Annotated in this window: 18 protein-coding genes and 1 riboswitch; of the genes, 10 read left to right on the plus strand and 8 right to left on the minus strand. The window is 32.7% G+C overall.

The genetic code is table 11. The features are described 5' to 3' along the window. Positions 1 to 177: 177 nt before the first annotated feature. Positions 178 to 1,557: an L-cystine transporter gene (locus ACF91D_RS03610; protein ID WP_039068436.1), complete on the plus strand. Its 1,380-nt coding sequence runs from the start codon at positions 178 to 180 to the stop codon at positions 1,555 to 1,557. Positions 1,558 to 2,040: 483 nt separating this feature from the next. Here the strand turns inward: ACF91D_RS03610 and ACF91D_RS03615 are convergent, their stop codons facing one another. Together ACF91D_RS03615 and nfsA are read right to left on the minus strand one after the other, a co-directional pair. Beyond that, positions 2,041 to 2,616 carry a hypothetical protein gene (locus ACF91D_RS03615; RefSeq protein ID WP_119584989.1) on the minus strand — a complete coding sequence of 192 codons (576 nt, stop codon included), beginning with the start codon at positions 2,614 to 2,616 and terminating at the stop codon, positions 2,041 to 2,043. A gap of 79 nt (positions 2,617 to 2,695) precedes the next feature. Then, the gene (nfsA, locus tag ACF91D_RS03620; RefSeq protein WP_039068435.1) at positions 2,696 to 3,451 is read right to left on the minus strand and encodes an oxygen-insensitive NADPH nitroreductase; all 756 of its coding nucleotides are present in this window, start codon (positions 3,449 to 3,451) and stop codon (positions 2,696 to 2,698) included. A 320-nt stretch (positions 3,452 to 3,771) separates the two neighbouring features. Here nfsA and ACF91D_RS03625 point away from each other — a divergent pair, with 320 nt between their 5' ends. From ACF91D_RS03625 to ACF91D_RS03645, 5 genes are all read left to right on the plus strand, one after another. Then, positions 3,772 to 5,763 carry a catalase gene (locus tag ACF91D_RS03625; protein ID WP_327620933.1) on the plus strand — a complete coding sequence of 664 codons (1,992 nt, stop codon included), beginning with the start codon at positions 3,772 to 3,774 and terminating at the stop codon, positions 5,761 to 5,763. 837 nt (positions 5,764 to 6,600) lie between these two features. Beyond that, positions 6,601 to 7,170, plus strand: coding sequence for an alkyl hydroperoxide reductase subunit C (gene ahpC / locus ACF91D_RS03630; protein WP_069792947.1), 570 nt, complete (start codon positions 6,601 to 6,603; stop codon positions 7,168 to 7,170). A gap of 16 nt (positions 7,171 to 7,186) precedes the next feature. Further along, a complete protein-coding gene (gene ahpF / locus ACF91D_RS03635) occupies positions 7,187 to 8,710 on the plus strand; it encodes an alkyl hydroperoxide reductase subunit F (protein WP_392436513.1) in 1,524 nt (507 codons plus the stop codon). 649 nt (positions 8,711 to 9,359) lie between these two features. Continuing rightward, positions 9,360 to 9,980, plus strand: a complete 621-nt coding sequence (locus ACF91D_RS03640; protein ID WP_069792948.1) for an NDxxF motif lipoprotein — start codon at positions 9,360 to 9,362, stop codon at positions 9,978 to 9,980. 307 nt (positions 9,981 to 10,287) lie between these two features. Further along, on the plus strand, positions 10,288 to 10,503 hold the full coding sequence (locus ACF91D_RS03645; RefSeq protein WP_017723360.1) for a hypothetical protein: 216 nt from the start codon (positions 10,288 to 10,290) through the stop codon (positions 10,501 to 10,503). A 40-nt stretch (positions 10,504 to 10,543) separates the two neighbouring features. Here the strand turns inward: ACF91D_RS03645 and ACF91D_RS03650 are convergent, their stop codons facing one another. Then, a complete protein-coding gene (locus tag ACF91D_RS03650; RefSeq protein ID WP_039069251.1) occupies positions 10,544 to 11,122 on the minus strand; it encodes a histidine phosphatase family protein in 579 nt (192 codons plus the stop codon). Between the two features lie 123 nt (positions 11,123 to 11,245). Between ACF91D_RS03650 and ACF91D_RS03655 the strand changes: the two genes are divergently transcribed. Together ACF91D_RS03655 and ACF91D_RS03660 are read left to right on the plus strand one after the other, a co-directional pair. Continuing rightward, positions 11,246 to 11,611: a DUF4870 domain-containing protein gene (locus ACF91D_RS03655; protein WP_039069250.1), complete on the plus strand. Its 366-nt coding sequence runs from the start codon at positions 11,246 to 11,248 to the stop codon at positions 11,609 to 11,611. 155 nt (positions 11,612 to 11,766) lie between these two features. Further along, positions 11,767 to 12,102, plus strand: coding sequence for a DUF4889 domain-containing protein (locus tag ACF91D_RS03660; RefSeq protein WP_039069249.1), 336 nt, complete (start codon positions 11,767 to 11,769; stop codon positions 12,100 to 12,102). A 118-nt stretch (positions 12,103 to 12,220) separates the two neighbouring features. Here ACF91D_RS03660 and ACF91D_RS03665 read toward each other — a convergent pair whose 3' ends face one another. From ACF91D_RS03665 to ACF91D_RS03680, 4 genes are all read right to left on the minus strand, one after another. Beyond that, positions 12,221 to 13,561, minus strand: coding sequence for a PepSY-associated TM helix domain-containing protein (locus ACF91D_RS03665; protein WP_069792950.1), 1,341 nt, complete (start codon positions 13,559 to 13,561; stop codon positions 12,221 to 12,223). A 312-nt stretch (positions 13,562 to 13,873) separates the two neighbouring features. Beyond that, positions 13,874 to 14,500: a LysE family translocator gene (locus ACF91D_RS03670; protein WP_039069247.1), complete on the minus strand. Its 627-nt coding sequence runs from the start codon at positions 14,498 to 14,500 to the stop codon at positions 13,874 to 13,876. 504 nt (positions 14,501 to 15,004) lie between these two features. Next, positions 15,005 to 15,319 carry a DMT family transporter gene (locus tag ACF91D_RS03675; RefSeq protein ID WP_039069245.1) on the minus strand — a complete coding sequence of 105 codons (315 nt, stop codon included), beginning with the start codon at positions 15,317 to 15,319 and terminating at the stop codon, positions 15,005 to 15,007. After that, the gene (locus tag ACF91D_RS03680) at positions 15,319 to 15,645 is read right to left on the minus strand and encodes a DMT family transporter (RefSeq protein WP_039069244.1); all 327 of its coding nucleotides are present in this window, start codon (positions 15,643 to 15,645) and stop codon (positions 15,319 to 15,321) included. Before ACF91D_RS03680 ends, ACF91D_RS03675 begins: the two co-directional genes overlap by 1 nt. Before the next feature lie 51 nt (positions 15,646 to 15,696). Further along, positions 15,697 to 15,795: riboswitch (guanidine-I (ykkC/yxkD leader) on the minus strand. Between the two features lie 287 nt (positions 15,796 to 16,082). Between ACF91D_RS03680 and ACF91D_RS03685 the strand changes: the two genes are divergently transcribed. Further along, positions 16,083 to 16,307: a hypothetical protein gene (locus tag ACF91D_RS03685; protein ID WP_039069243.1), complete on the plus strand. Its 225-nt coding sequence runs from the start codon at positions 16,083 to 16,085 to the stop codon at positions 16,305 to 16,307. A gap of 41 nt (positions 16,308 to 16,348) precedes the next feature. Here ACF91D_RS03685 and ACF91D_RS03690 read toward each other — a convergent pair whose 3' ends face one another. Then, a complete protein-coding gene (locus ACF91D_RS03690) occupies positions 16,349 to 16,783 on the minus strand; it encodes a GNAT family N-acetyltransferase (protein WP_257934634.1) in 435 nt (144 codons plus the stop codon). A gap of 228 nt (positions 16,784 to 17,011) precedes the next feature. On the opposite strand from ACF91D_RS03690, the gene ACF91D_RS03695 reads away from it, so the two are divergent. Next, positions 17,012 to 17,191, plus strand: coding sequence for a hypothetical protein (locus tag ACF91D_RS03695; RefSeq protein WP_039069241.1), 180 nt, complete (start codon positions 17,012 to 17,014; stop codon positions 17,189 to 17,191). The last annotated feature ends 65 nt before the right edge of the window (positions 17,192 to 17,256 follow it).

Here is a 17,256-nt window from a genome sequence, read left to right on the forward strand (position 1 = left end):
TCCTTATTAATATAGTTGCACCTCTTATTTAAATCCAAGTTTTATTATCAGAAAATAAAGATATTTTAATTTCACAAATTTCTTGAGTAATTAACTTGAATATTGTTGGGTTTGCTAATATCCTTAGTATACGTATCGGATTAAAAAATTAAATTAAGAAAGTGTAGGTCTTTTTTTATGTTATTGACTATTCTTAACATCATTATTTTTGTGGCCTTCCTCATCGGATTATATATAATGGCTAGAAAACACGTTTCATTTCCAAAACGTGTGTTTTCTGCTTTAGGTATTGGTATCGTTTTTGGTATCGCAGTACACTTAATCTATGGTGTGGACTCTAAAGTTACTAAACAAACTATGGATTGGTTTAGTATCGTTGGCGATGGCTACATTTCATTATTACAAATGATTGTAATGCCTTTAATATTCATTTCAATCGTTTCAGCATTCACGAAAATTAAAGTGGGAGATAAGTTTGCTAAGATTGGGGTTTATATCTTTGTATTCCTTATCGGCACCGTAGCAATATCTGCAATCATTGGGATTATCTCCGCGCTTGCATTTGGTTTAGACGCTTCTTCTATCGATTTAGGTGGCGCCGAAAGTTCAAGAGGTAGCGAACTTGCAAGTCAAGCTAAAGATATGACAGCCAATACATTACCTCAACAAATTTTACAATTATTACCTAGTAATCCATTCTTAGACTTTACTGGTCAACGTACAACTTCTACAATCGCCGTAGTTATATTTGCAGCGTTTATCGGTTTTGCATTCTTACGTGTTATGCGTAAACAACCAGAGAGTGGTAACTTACTTAAACGTGGTATCGATGCATTATACAGCTTAGTTATGGCAATCGTAACGTTCGTATTACGCTTAACACCTTATGGTATTTTAGCGATTATGACTTCTACAATTGCTACAAGTGACTTCGCGGCAATTTGGACTTTAGGTAAGTTCGTAATTGCGTCTTATGCGGCACTTATCGTAATGTATATTATTCATTTAATCATTATCTCAGGTATAGGTTTGAACCCAGTGACATTCGTTAAGAAAACTGGCGAAGTGCTATTATTCGCTTTTACTTCCCGTTCTAGCGCTGGTTCATTACCACTTAACGTTCAAACACAAAAAAATCGTCTAGGCGTACCAGATGGAATTGCAAACTTCTCTGCATCATTTGGTTTGTCAATTGGACAAAATGGTTGTGCTGGTATCTATCCAGCTATGCTTGCAGTCATGGTAGCGCCAGCTGCTGGCGTGGAAGTTAACCTACAATTCATATTAGCTGTCATCGGCGTAGTAATAATCAGTTCATTTGGTGTAGCTGGTGTAGGTGGCGGAGCTACATTCGCTTCTATCATTGTGTTATCTACATTAAACTTACCAGTCGCATTAGCTGGTGTCTTAATCTCTGTCGAACCATTAATCGATATGGGTCGTACTGCATTGAATGTTAACGATTCTATGCTCGCAGGTACAGGTACAGCAAAACTTACAAACAACTTAGATCAAGACACTTATAATCAAAAAGAATATGCTGAAATCGCAAAATAATACCATATTATTTGCAACTGCTCATTCACATATTTGAACTATTTGTAAATACACTAAAAGGTCGGGGTACATGCAACGTGTCCCGATCTTTTTTGCTATTCTTAACTAAAATTATTTATTTCTCTTGAGTTCTATCATTAATTTTATATAATCAAACAAAAAAATAATAATTAAACTTAAAGGTAATGATTTTAACAGTAGGTTGACCTAAGTACCATCTGTCGTAAAGTAATGTGTCATTATGCTACATATAATAAACGCTAAAAATATAAGCCCCAATTTAAATAATATGTCTCCCACCTCTTTTAATATAATTTAGAGGGAAACATGTATTTACAAATCGTATTATATAAACCTCTGCATTCTTGTACTTCCTTAATTGTAAAAATATGTTTAGTTAAGACTTACAAACTTCTCTAAGCAAAATAAAAAAAGCTTTTCAAGCCACCACATAACTATGATGAATTGAAAAGCTATTTTTAATTAATATACTGGTTTGAAAGGGCCCCATGTTATTCTGTGTTTACTGTCTAAAGGGATTGTATCAATCGATTTAGATACATCATCAAACCATTTTAGAAATGCAGGATATTTATCTAACTTAGCCTCAGCACTATCTAGTGATACATCATGTAAATACCAAGTTTTACTTTCAAATTCATATTGAACTTGCGCATAGGCAAGCCGCGTCATATTAACACTATCATATAAACAGTTTACTTGCTTGGCTATAATAGGCGCTTGCGATACTAAACTTTGAGAAATAACCTTTTTGTAATCTTCATTATCTAAATCATTCCACATTCTCAATTGACCATCCATTTGGAAAAACATATCGATGGTAGGTTCCTTTTCGTCAAAAGAAACTAAAATGAAGATACGCTCAGCAGTGTAATCCACAGAATTAATTGCACCAACAACGAGTTTTTGTGCTAGCTTCGCCCAGTAATCTTGAGCCTCTTGAGGGGTGAGTTGACTTTTTGCTGAATAAGCACATTTATCCTGATCATCTTGAACTTCTGAATCCTTCGACTGTTTTCTAAAAATTCTATCGAACATATTCAACGTCACTACCCCCTTTCCAGAGTATGGATGGTACATTAAATACACCTATATGCTTGGGCTATTTCAAGGTGTTTTATTTTCTTATAAATCCTGATTTATTTAACTGTTCTAACATGTCTAACCTTTGTTTCGAACTCATAAAGTTCGCAATTTGATTAGACCACGTTTCTGAACGTTCTCCGTTTGTACGTGCGCTATAATAATCACTAACTGTTTGGTCATATGCTTTTAATTGTTCTCTTTGAGATTCTACGTCCCTATCATATTGGTTTTGGTGGAAAACATGTTCAAATGGTAAACGAGGTTTAGGGCTTCCGTCTTCATCATCTTCTGGAATACCAAGCGCCATACCAAATAGTGGGAAAGTGTGTTCAGGTAAGTTTAATACTTCTCTTACGCGTTCAATATCATTTCTTAGAGAACCTAAATAAACAATACCGTACCCCATATCTTCAGCTGTTGCAGCAATATTTTGAGCTACCAATGTGGCATCAATGGTACCAACGAGCAATCCTTCTGCTGATTCAAATGACGTTTCCATATCATGTTTTGATTCTTGGTTAACGATGGAATGTCTATAGTAATCCATTACAAATACAAATAAATAGCCATTTTCAACCACATAAGGTTGGCCAGATACTTCTTTCAAATCTTCTTTTACTTCTGGATCATTGATACCAATAATTGAGTATGCTTGTAAGTAACTTGAGGTTGAAGCACTTTGACCTGCTTCTATAAGTTGTTTGATATGCGATTCTAAAATAGGTTCTTTCTTAAATTTCCTAACTGAATGATGTTGCTTCAGCAAGTTATACACGTGTTCAGACATGTTTCCACTCCTCATTTCTGTAAATATATACCCATAGCATAACAAACACACATTTCCATTGCTTATATTCTGTTTACCCGATTTCCACGATATTTAAAAGGTTTAAATGAAATTATCTGTAAGTTATTATAATATTCTATTTATTAATGTAAAATTTTAAAACGTCGTCAATAAATAATGTCTTTAACCTGCAATTTTAACATTTATTATTCAGTTGCTTTTATAAAATTTAGATATACATTGCGAATTATACAAATATGTTTTCCTTTTAGTTTTAGTGGAAAACATACTATGAAAGTTTTATTTAAGGAGGGTTTCATTTGGTTAATAAAAAACAAAAGCAATTAAATGAAGTAGAAAAAAGCAATGATGAGAAACCGATGACTACAAATAACGGTGTTAAAGTAAGTGAAGACGAAAATACTTTAACGGTTGGTGAACGCGGCCCCAGTTTATTAGAAGACTTTCATTTTAGAGAAAAAATCATGCACTTCGACCACGAACGCATACCAGAACGTATCGTGCATGCTAGAGGTTTTGGCGCGCATGGTGAATTTAAGGTATATGAAGATTTATCTAAATATACCTCAGCAGACTTTTTAACTAACCCTGATAAAACTACACCTGTCTTTGTTAGATTTTCAACTGTACAAGGTTCTAAAGGCTCACCAGACACGGTCAGAGACGTAAGAGGCTTTGCTACTAAATTCTATACAGACGAAGGTATTTTTGACCTAGTAGGTAATGACATTCCCGTATTCTTTATTCAAGACGCTATCAAATTCCCTGACCTTATCCACGCAGTAAAACCAGAACCTCACAACGAAATGCCACAAGGCGGCACAGCCCATGATACATTTTACGATTTTTTCGCTCAAAATCCTGAATCAACACATACAACTGTATGGGCAATGAGCGATCGGGGCATCCCTAAGAATTTCCGACAAATTGAAGGATTTGGCATCCATACTTTCCGTCTCGTTAATCGCGAAGGAGAATCATATTTTGTTAAATTCCATTGGAAGCCGCTACAAGGCTTAGAATCTCTAGTTTGGGATGAAGCACAAATGCTACATGGTAAAGATGTAGACTTTCACCGTAAAGATTTATACGAATCTATTGAAAAAGGCGATTATCCAGAATGGGAATTAGGTTTACAAATCATTCGTCCTGAACAAGAATTTGATTTTGATTTTGATATCTTAGATCCGACTAAAATTTGGCCAGAAGATCAGGTACCTGTTAAAATTGTTGGTAAAATGACATTGAACCAAAATGTAACCAACGTTTTTGATGAAACTGAACAAGCCGCCTTCCACCCTGGTCATATTGTACCTGGTATTGATTTTTCGAATGACCCATTATTACAAGGTCGTTTATTCTCATATACCGACACTCAAATATCTAGATTAGGTGGGCCAAACTTTAATCAAATCCCAATTAACCGTCCAGTTAACGAAGTGCACAATAATCAAAGAGATGCCATGCATCAAATGAATATTAATAAAGGGCAAGTGGCTTATCATAAAAATGCACTTAACAACAATGATCCTCATACGACGCCTAAAGAAGAAGGTGGATATGAGCATTATCAAGAAAAAGTCGAAGGTCGCAAAATCCAAAAACGTAGCGAAAGCTTTAAAGATTATTATAGCCAAGCTAAACTTTATTTAAATAGTTTAACGCAACCTGAATTTGACCACACTGTAGATGGTTTCTCATTTGAAATAGGGATGTGTGATTCTATTATGGTTAAGCAAAACGCAGTAAACCAATTAAATAAAGTAGACCGTACTTTAGCTGAGCGTGTAGCTAAAAATGTAGGTGTTGAAGTACCCGAAGTAAATGAAGAAGTAAAATCAGATGAAAAAGACAGCAAATTATCAATGGAAACACTAGATATTCCATTAGCTGGTCACTCTGTAGCAGTAGCAGTAAATGGCGATATCAGTGCTAATACGTTGAAATCCTACGCTAAAACATTTACAGAAAACAAATTGAATTATGCGTTTGTTGGACAGCACCCTAAAGATATATCAGAAGAATTTGGTATAACGGAAACATTTGATACTGCTCATCCAACGCTATTTGATAGTTTGATTATTTTATCAGATGGTAGCGACATTCTTCCACCTGTTGAAGAATTCGCAGAACTCACGTATAAACACAATAAACCTATTGTTTTAAATCAGTCCGCATCACAAGGTTTAGCTGGCGCTAAATTAAATTTAGAAGCTCCTGGCGTTTTTGTTTCAGATGATTCCCAAACAATTGTGCAAGCATTTGAACGCAAAAGATATTGGGATAGATAACAAATAGAATACCGAATGTTATTTAAGTAATTTATATAGAAGCCCAACAAAGCATTATGCATACATTATTTGCTGAGGGTTCTATTAATACGGGACGAGAAGGAAATCAGATTTTTACTAATTGATTTCTTTCTCGTTCTTTTTCATTAATAAATTAACATATTGGATAAATACCTATTAAATTAATTATCAATGACGTCGTAGAGATGCAGTACATCTTTCATATTTTCATAAAATATCCACTACGAAAACTTTGCTATTATAATAACGAGCTATTTATTCGATATCCCTTTAGTTGAACTAATCGAAGAGGATAAAAACTTAAAAAATAACATTAAAGAAACTTATTGGGTGCGTGTTTCAATACAATCTAACAATCAATTAAATTTAATCGGAGCAGTCTTAAGGAAGTCTTATTTTATAGTAAGTTTTCAATTACAAATTCCGCAAAAGATAAAATATTCATAAATTCGTAATAATTCTATTTAGCCCTATCAAATCAATACTCACTAAATATATATTCATTTAAAACACACTTTTTCTCATTTTCATAGTTTAGTTGAGAATAAAAAGGCTATTTCCATACTATAGGCAGTTTTTCTAAAAATAAAACTCGTCTATTTACATGGTGTAAATTTTCACCTTGAAACATGCTTATACCGTCGATTACAGCGCAAAAATCCACTGTTTTTCTTAGTGAGCTTTCTTTGTTGACGAAAATAATGGGAAATGCAATAATAGTAAACGAAGATTAGAATTATTATAATTAAGAAATCGTAACAATTTAGCCTTATAATTCTAATTAAAATTCAGTTCAAAAAATAGGAGGATGTTTTTATGTCTTTAATAAATAAAGAAGTTTTACCATTTACAGCTAACGCTTATGATCCACAAAAGGATGAGTTTTTAGAAGTTTCAGAAGAAATTTTAAAAGGTTCTTGGAGTGTAGTTTGTTTCTACCCAGCAGACTTCTCATTCGTTTGCCCAACTGAATTAGAAGACTTACAAGGTCAATATGACAAGTTACAAGAATTAGGTGTCAATGTATACTCAGTATCAACAGATACACACTTTGTACACAAAGCTTGGCATGACCATTCAGAAGCGATTAATAAAATTCAATATACAATGGTTGGTGACCCATCTCAAACAATCACTCGCAACTTTGATGTATTAGACGAAGATTTAGGTCTTGCTCAACGTGGTACTTTCATCGTTGACCCTGACGGCGTTGTTCAAGCAGCTGAAGTAAATGCTGACGGTATCGGCCGTGACGCAAGCACGTTAGTACACAAAATCAAAGCAGCACAATACGTACGTCAACACCCAGGCGAAGTTTGCCCAGCAAAATGGGAAGAAGGTTCAGAAACATTACAACCTGGTCTTGACTTAGTAGGTAAAATCTAAGGAGGCATTGATTTAAATGCTAAATGATCAGCTTAAATCACAATTACAACAATTACTTCAATTAATGGAAGGCGATGTTGTATTAAAAGCAAGTCTTGGTACTGATGACAAGTCTAAAGAACTTAAAGAGTTATTAGATGAAGTCTCTGCAGCCTCATCTCATATTACTATAGAAGAAGCTGACTTAAAACGCACACCAAGTTTCTCAGTAAATAGACCTGGAGAGGAAACCGGCATTACTTTTGCCGGTTTGCCTATGGGTCATGAATTCAATTCACTTGTACTAGCATTATTGCAAGTAAGTGGGCGCGCACCTAAAGAAGAACAAGCCGTGATAGATCAAATCAAAGCACTAGATAAACCACTACACTTTGAAACGTATATTAGTTTAACTTGTCAAAAATGTCCTGATGTCGTTCAAGCATTAAACTTAATGAGTTTATTAAACCCTAATATCACGCATTCAATGGTAGATGGCGCTATTTTCAGAGAAGAGTCTGAAGATATCATGGCAGTACCTGCAATTTTCTTAGACGGTGAAGAATTTGGTAATGGACGTATGACAATTCAAGATATCCTTGCTAATTTAGGTAGTCAAGCAGACCTAGCAGAATTCAACGATAAAGATCCATATGACGTATTAATCGTCGGCGGTGGGCCTGCAAGTGGTAGCGCTGCTGTTTATACAGCACGTAAAGGCCTACGTACAGGGATTGTTGCTGATCGTATTGGCGGACAAGTTAATGATACAGCAACCATTGAAAACTTTGTCACTGTTAAAGAAACAGATGGCCCAAAATTTGCCTCTGCACTAGAAGATCATATAAAGCAATATGACATTGATGTAATGACAGGCATTCGCGCTAGTGAAATTGAAAAAACTGATAGTGGTATCGTTGTTTCTCTTGAAAATGGCGCACAATTAACAAGTAAAACAGTTATCATTTCAACAGGTGCACGTTGGCGCAAGCTTGAAGTACCTGGCGAAGAGGCATTAATTAACAAAGGTGTTGCATTCTGTCCACATTGTGATGGACCTTTATTTGAAAATAAAAACGTAGCCGTAGTCGGTGGCGGTAACTCAGGTGTCGAAGCAGCAATTGATTTAGCAGGTATTGTTGAGCATGTCACATTATTAGAACGTAACGCAAGCCTTAAAGCAGACAATGTTTTACAAGAGCGTTTGAACAGCTTGCCTAACGTTACTGTTATTAAAAATGCACAAACAACTGAAGTACTTGGTGAAAATGCTGTAACTGGTATTAAATACCAAGACAAATCTCTTGGTGAAGAACACACATTAGAACTTGAAGGTATTTTCGTCCAAATCGGACTATTACCAAATACTGAATGGCTTAATAATTATGTTGAATTAAATGAAGCTAATGAGATTATAATCGATCGTAAGAACGCTACAAGCATTCCTGGTATTTTTGCAGCTGGTGATGTTACTGATGATCGTAATAAACAAATTATTATCTCAATGGGCGCTGGGGCAAATGCTGCATTAAATGCCTTTGATTATATTATTAGACATTAATTGCTCTATCACAGTTATATCGTGTGAATGGCTAACGAAATCATTTTTTAAAATGTGATTCTTGATTAGTCCCCCCACTTAAATATAATAAAGGACTATTCCAAAAGAGTAGTATTGATAGAGATAAAAGGCTTTACTAACCAGAGCTCATGCAAAAGACCCACAAACTAAATAAATTAAGAAGTGGGAATTTAAGCTATTTCCAATATATAATTAAGGTTGGGACAATGAAAATTGTCCCAGCCTTTTATTATGCATATAGCCAGTTGTTAAAGCCCCACTCTTTGTCCTATTCACACTTAACATAAGTATGATTCCAGACAAATCTATTATCTTATGCTCTTTCATCTATTCAACCTTATCGCTGTAAAGATAAATACAACTAAATTTTATTGCGAACTATAAGTCGCTATATTGATACCTTCTATAACAATTCAAAGTTAAAATCTAATGAATATTTATAACTTTCTTATAATAAATTTATTGTTTACTCATTTTGTTCAAAAGATTGTGCGTTTATCATTTAATCATTTATTCAAATCAATAGCTCTACATGATACGCTTAAGTTATAATTTTTATAAAGCGTGTTTAAACATATACTGTATTGTTATACTCGTACGATTATTACTAAAGGAGCAATTAAAATTTATGAAAAAAATTACATTATTATCGTTAATATTTGTGCTAACTGTTGTACTCGCAGCGTGTGCAAACGATAAATCTGAAGATGACAATAGTCATAGCGAGCGACATGCGCCTAAGAATGTAAATAAAATTACTGAAGAAGATATCTTTAACTCAGATAAAAAAGGTGAAAATTTAAGTGAAGCAGAAGCAAATAAAGCTATTAAAAAATATTTGGATGTAAACTCTGACATTATTGATAATAAGTATCTACTTCAATATAAAATAGACAAACAAATTGGTACAGATAAAAAAATTACTGATGAACAGGCTGAACGTTTATCTGATTTATCACATAATGCGGTTAAAAATGATGTAAGATTCAAGAAATTCGTAGAAGAGAATAAACTCCCACAAGGTTATCAAGAAAATGTCGACCGTATTATCAAATACTTTACTGCTTTAAATACTACAATTAAAAATGCAGATGAAGACATAGAACAATTAGATTACCAACCACAGAATGAACTTAACGTTGTGGACGTGTCTACCAAATACGCTGGAGATGTTAATGGAAAACAGCAAGATAAAATCAAGAAGTTCCTAAAAGATAAAGGTATCGAATCTGACGCTGTTGATAAATAACTAGATCGCTTGTTAATAGATTGAAGTCAAAGCCATGTAATTATAGGTTTATGCTGTAATTATTCTATTAAATTACAATATGATTACATGGTAATATTTGTTGATACCAAAGGCTTGAACGCCATTTTTATATATAACCTTCAGTTACCCTGACTTATTTCTGTAAAAAACCTTACTTAATTGTAAGGTTTTTTAACACAATATCCCTTTTTTTCTCAAAGTGACATTTGTTAAGATTAATTTAAGTTAATAAACAAATGAATAGAAGCACAGCCACTCAGTAATAATTTCTAAGGAGGCACACCTTATGGTTTTAACTATTTTAATAGGTGCAATGGCTGCTATCTTCATAGCTTTTAATCTCTTTGAGAAGAAAGAAAAATATGGTGTTGTTTCATTTAAAACAATCGCCCTTAGTGTAACTTACGTTATACTTGCCGTTGTTGTCGGCAGTTTTTTAGACAATATCAATACAATATTCCAAGGATTTCATGATAGCTTAACAGCAGCTAAAAGATATTAACCTGAACTGACAAAGTCGTAGTTCAGGTTTTTGTTTGTGTTTATTTCTCTAATTCATATGGCATACAATTTTCAATTTTGCGGTCAATGACTGTCGCTTGTGTATCATATCTTAGATAGACAAAGCAGCAACGAAGCACAACTTGATGCGCTACAATTACAATATTTTCTAAACTATTATCTAATTCATGTTCAAAGAAATGTGTTACACGTTGTAACACGTCAGCGTAACTTTCCCCGCCTGGTGCTTTTTGAGTAAAACTATGGCGAAATGATAGATAATCCTCATCATTAAAATATTGTGCGTATTCAGGATTTTGTTCAACTTTGGCCACCATTTCCCCTTCAAACTCACCAAGCGAACGCTCTCTTAATGAAGATGTCACAGTTGCAGGAATATTATTATCAAATATCGCATTATACGTTTGTCTAGTACGTAGTAAATCTGATAGGTACACATGGTCTATTTCTTTTTTATTAAAATAGCTTTGTAATAACTGGGCAGAACGTGTCCCCTTCTCTGTTAATGGAACATCTAGTTGTCCACAAAAGTAGTTTTTACCTTCTTTTTTATCATAATTTGATTGCGATTCACCATGTCGTACTAAATATATTTTCATATGTCTTCCTCTTCTCTTTTATAATCATTATTTTACAATTCTACCTAACAAAAATGTAATATTAAACGTCCGCACTATATTTCTATCTTATTTATTGTTATTATCCTATCTGAGGTGATATCAATGAACCAACAAATTACACAAAACAATACACAAAGCGAACGTATACTTGCTTCAATTAGTTATTTCAGTATATTTTTTGCACCTATCATCGTGCCTATTATTATTTGGATATTTGCTGATAAACCAACTTCTACACACGCAGCAAAATCACTAATTTATCATATTATAACTTATATTGGGCCTATCTTTTTAATCATTAGTATTGCTATGGGCGGTGTCGTAATTGATTCACAAAATACAACTGTAAGTGTAGTAGCACTCGCGTTAGTTATACTACTATTCGCCATAACTATCTGGTATACGCTTAAAAATATTTACCGTGGTATTAAAGTACTCATTTCAGATTCGTCACTTTACAATCCATAATATACACTTAGTTGGTATAGGATTAAAACACACCTTAAAAGGTACATTAACTTATCGAGCTGTATTTAAATTATGACAAAGTTCAAAACAATTTAAAATTTTGTATACTTAGACAGTAATATCTTTTATGCTTAGAGTTAAAGGAGACTGAGAATATGAGTAAAAAATTAACAATTTCTTTAATTAGTATTTTAGTTATTATTGGTTTAGCTTTCACGATATTCATGCTATTTTCTGGTCAAAAAGATACTTATTATGGCTATATGTCTGAAAGTACCACTGCAGAAAAAGTTGTCAGCGAAAAAGATGGCATAGTAACGAAAGATGTCAAACTTGAGCATGATGATGATTTCAAACCTAAAAAAGGTGATTTTGTAAAATTAGTATCTAAAGATGATGGTGAATCATTCTACAAAAAAGAAGTAGTAAAACATGATGATATCCCACACGGATTAATGATGAAAATCCATGAAATGGATATGAATCACTAATTTTATCAAAACGTGTATTTCAATAAAGCAAGACTTATTAATTCGCTTTAAAAAACGGGGTGTAACACGGAATCAAATTTAAAAATTTGATTTTGTGTCACACCCCTTAACTATGTCTTTATTTCTTCTGTTTATTTTTTCGATCTTTATAATATAATAAAGCTTCGATAATAAATACAATAATCAATGAGAAACCAAATAACGGCATTAAAATTCCCAGTACGATAAGCACGATAACCAATGGAATTGACATTGGTTTTTTAACTCTTGGTGGCAGCTTCACATTACTACCTCTCATTTTTTTAATCCATGATGTTAATCCTAGTCCAATTGCTGTCAGTAAAGCGATACATACAAGTAAATTAATCACTTTATTAGCTACGCCAAAAAGATGACCTTCATGTAATGGTATGCCCCATGTAAACCATTTGCCAATAATGCCATATTCTTCATACTTCACCTTACCTAAATCATTCCCATTATATTGATCTATATATAACGTTTGCTCGTCATAAGGTGAAACATCTAACCCTGTGACACCTGTATTACTGCCATTAGAAACTGTAAAAGCAGCTGATTCATTAGATGGATAGACAATAGAATATGGTTTATCTATACCGTTCTTTTTAGCTTCAGTAGCTACTCTATCAATCGAAATTTGATTTTTAATATCTGTTCTCGGCATTTCGCCGCCACCATGGTGAGCAGCATGACCTTCTGAAGCAGGTTGTTTATTTTCACGTGTTGCCCATGGTATTTCATTTACATCCGATTTCGGAGGATTAATAGCCAATTCTGATTGTCCTAACTCGCCAGAATTGTCCATCACATTTGCAATCTTAGCTCCCATATATCCAGACCACGGCAAACCAGTAAGCACCAATACAAATACTGGTATTGCTATAACTACACCTAAAATACCATGCCATTTTTGGAACCTTAATTTTTTATTTTTATTTGAGATTAGCTTTTTCTTAATAAGCATATAAGTCCCAGAAAGAATCATAAAAATTGTCCAACACGCAGTTAATTCTACAAGATAATTTATAAACGTGTTTTCTGTGAATAATGAACTATGTATATTTCTTACTACATTTGAGTATGTATGTTTAGCATTTTGATCTGCTACTATTTGATTATTTTGGTCTAAAAATACATACCGCTGATTTCCAGCCATATCATCTAATGTAATACGATTATTATATGGGTCATCCATCATACTTACTTTACTGATGTAAAAGCCGTCAAACTTATCTTCTACTTCATCTACAGCTTCATTTAGTGTTTGATGTGTTTTAACGGAACTATCCCCGAAAAACTCTGTTTTATATATATTATTTTCTACTTCTTGAAAAAAGAGATAACCAATGCCCGAAATAGTTAACGTAATTAATAACGGTGTTATAAATAGCGCAGCATAAAAATGCAATCTTTGTAATGGATTAAATATATTTTTCAAATTTTTTCCCCCTTCTCCTCTAATATTATAAATAAATAACAAAATTATTATGTAGATAATTTGTGAATATTTTATAAAAAATTGCATTTAATTGGTTAATCTGTTTTCAAGTTAATTGCATTATACTAACACCTTATGTTCTATAATATATTTAATTTTAACCATTAAAAAAGGAACGGAATCGAAACCAAATTTTGTGATTTGACTTCACATTTCCGCTCCTAATTTTGTATATGTGTCTTGATATTTGCCAACATAGCATGTTGCCATTTGCATCAACCTCTAGAGAATAAATTCTCTTTAATTTAATACTTAACTACTTTTACTGAACAATAAATTAAGCGATAAACCAATCAATATTGCACCCACTGTATAATCAAAAACCGCTTTTACTGTTCTATTAGCGAACAATAATTTAATATATTGGAAAATATAGACACAAAATATAAACCACAACAGAATAACGGTAGTAACAATTGCTGACAATATTGCAATCTGGGACGTTACGCCTTCCCCAGCAGTTAAAAATTGAGGTAAAATACTTATGTAATAAAGTAATGCTTTAGGGTTTAATATCGTGCTTAACAAACCTTGTCTATAAGAACTCAAATAACTAATTTTTCGAGCCTTCATATGTGAAGTAGAAAAGTTCATACCCTGACGTGCGCTAATAATACTTCTGATCCCTAAATAAATCAGATAGAATGCACCTAATATTTTAATAGTCATAAAAATATAGTACATATTTGCCAAAATAAATATGATACCGAATACCGCTAATAATGAATACAATACATGGCCAGATGTAATACCTAAAGCAGCCATAGCACCATTGCCTTTCCCAGAAGTAATCGAATTTTTCATTACTACGAAAAAGTCTGGACCAGGTACAATAATAATCATTAAAGTAATCGTAATAAAAGCTGCAAGTCCTTCCATATCAAACACCCACCTTCATGCTTTATGGTATCAATTACAATATGTGTCTGCAACATGAATACTCTCATATTTTAACCGTCTTTTTATTGAATATATAGTCTTAACTATGATATATTAAAAATGTAGTTGGAAACCGACTACTAGTCTTTTATATTCATGAACATATTACTCTTAAGGCGACACTCATGTGTCGTCTATTTTTTTATTTTTAAAATCCTTATCTCTCTTAATATAAGGATATATGCATAAAACCCAGCTCTATACTAAAGCGGACTGATTGTTGTATCAGTCCGCTTTGACAACGAGCCGCAATAACTCAATTAATCGAGAATACGCTAATCTTTATTTTTCGATTTTTTATATTTTGTCTAGAAAAAACTATCGCATATTTACTTAGCTGGAAGTTTTATTCTGACCTTCCAAAGAACATCAAACACATTAAACACTAACATTAGTCAATAAGAGTATTACATACCTTCTTAATATTTATTAATAAAATAAACATTAACTTATTAATTTCAAACCAATCGTACTGCCTAGTATGACTATAATACAGATAATTCTTTTTATATCAGTTGACTCTTTATAAAATAGCATACCTAAAATGGCCCCTCCGACTGCACCTATGCCAGTCCATACAGCGTAAGCCGTACTCATAGGCAACTGGTTCATTGCTATGGATAACGATAAGAAACTCACTGCAAAGAAAGCTATCATCCATCCAAGCGAACTCCATTTACGACTATGCACATAAGCATTCAAAAACGTAATACCTAACATTTCAAAAACTCCTGCAATAATTAATAAAATCCAAGCCATTATGAACGCCCCCCATCACTTGTTGTCACTAATTTCAAACTAATTACACCTAATAATAGTGTTATTATTAAAATAATTTTCCCTAAATTAAATGGTTGTCCAAAAAATAGAAAATCAAATAATGTCACACCGGTCGTACCAAGTCCAACAAATACTGCATAAGATGTTCCTACCGGCAATACTTTAGATGCTTCAATAAGCAGGTAAAAGCTTAAAAATATAGCAATGATAGTTAAAATCCATTCAAATACTGATGAAGCATGCGTTAAACCAATGACCCATCCAACCTCAAATATTGAAGCAATAATTATTTTCAACCAATTCATAATAAAATCCTCCTTTAAAAATAAAAAGCCTGGGAGATAGTGTTAACTACTATCTCCCAGGCTTTTATCCTTCCGTGTCACATATAAAAATGTGGCCTTCTCTCGGACCAGACCAAATCATATTATTGCGGAACCCTAGAAAGCATTTATTTAATTCAGTAAATCGTAACAAATTACATCATATTTTTCAACTATTAACTCCAAATCCTCTAATTAAAATTATTATAATTTAGAAAACGCTTAAGCACACGTTTTCATATATTTTTCACTAAATTTTCTTGATTTTCTAAGCTTAAACCCTCTACATTTTACTTATTTTAATGTATAATAAGTATTAAATAATAACAATTATAATCTAGGGTGAAGTTACTGACATTTATTCTCAATTACTCTACTTTGTTACTAGATTTAAAAATTTAAAAAAGCGAGGGATTTTTATGCAACTTCTTAATTATAAGATGCACAATGACGAACTCATTGCCACAGTTTTATCAGACAAGAAACAAATATTCAAATACACATTTGACGTTACAACACCTGAATATGAAATTTTAGATGTTCTCGAAGAAATTAATGATTATGTAGACAATGGCCAACACCCACTAGGCTGTTCTTTACTTAAAAACTATTCTTATGAGGACGTGAGTCACAATATTTTATAATCTAGAATACACACCAAAAAGATGAGTATAACTGTTAATTACTAATCAGTATACTCATCTTTTAATTTTTCGTTAGTATATATTGCCATACCTGTTTTTAACTTTCTGAAACCTAACTGCCTATAAAAACTTTCATACCCTGTAGTAGCGATTAGATGAACACAAGATAATTCCCCTAAATACGTCAACATTTTTCGTATGATTTCTTGGCCGATACCTTGTTTTTGATGTGCAATGTTTACCATTACATCATAAATTGCTGCGTTAAAAACGCCATCCGACATCGCTCTTGCAAATCCAACAACTTTCCCCTGGTATTTTGCAATAATCACATGTGTTGCTATATTAAAAATCGTAATAACTTTTTCTTGATCGTGACCTGTCCAACCGTTATCATGATATATTTGAATAAGTTCGTCTACATCTTTTATGTCTAGTCCATATTCATAATTAATATTCACTTCTACACCATCCAATCAAATTCACCGCATATTTATCTAATCTATATTACGATCTAATTTCTATACTGTTAGTTACTTATTATCATTTTAACACGACTAATTTATATTTAATATTTCAATTCAAATATTTAGTTTACTACTCTTAAAAAATTGCTTTGAATGATAAGGTTAATACTTAGTAATTCGTGGGTAAATATATAATAAAGAGATTTTAATAAATATAAAAACAAGGAGGGACACATCATGTGGATAGCTTCAATTGTTCTTATTATAGTTGGTATTGTGTTACTCATTTTGAATAAACGCACTTCTAAAAAAGAAGGTGTTTCTAAAAAACAAAGTTATATTAGTATTGGGATTGTATGTATTATCGTTGGTGCTTTCTATTTCGTAGGACAAATCATTAGAGTGATAGTTTCATAACAATTTAAAATAGTCCCGGCTAAATGGCTTAACATGCATCTCAAAAATATATAGAAAGCTAAACC

This window comes from Staphylococcus sp. 231237_7MaSpsaltlick (assembly GCF_043107035.1).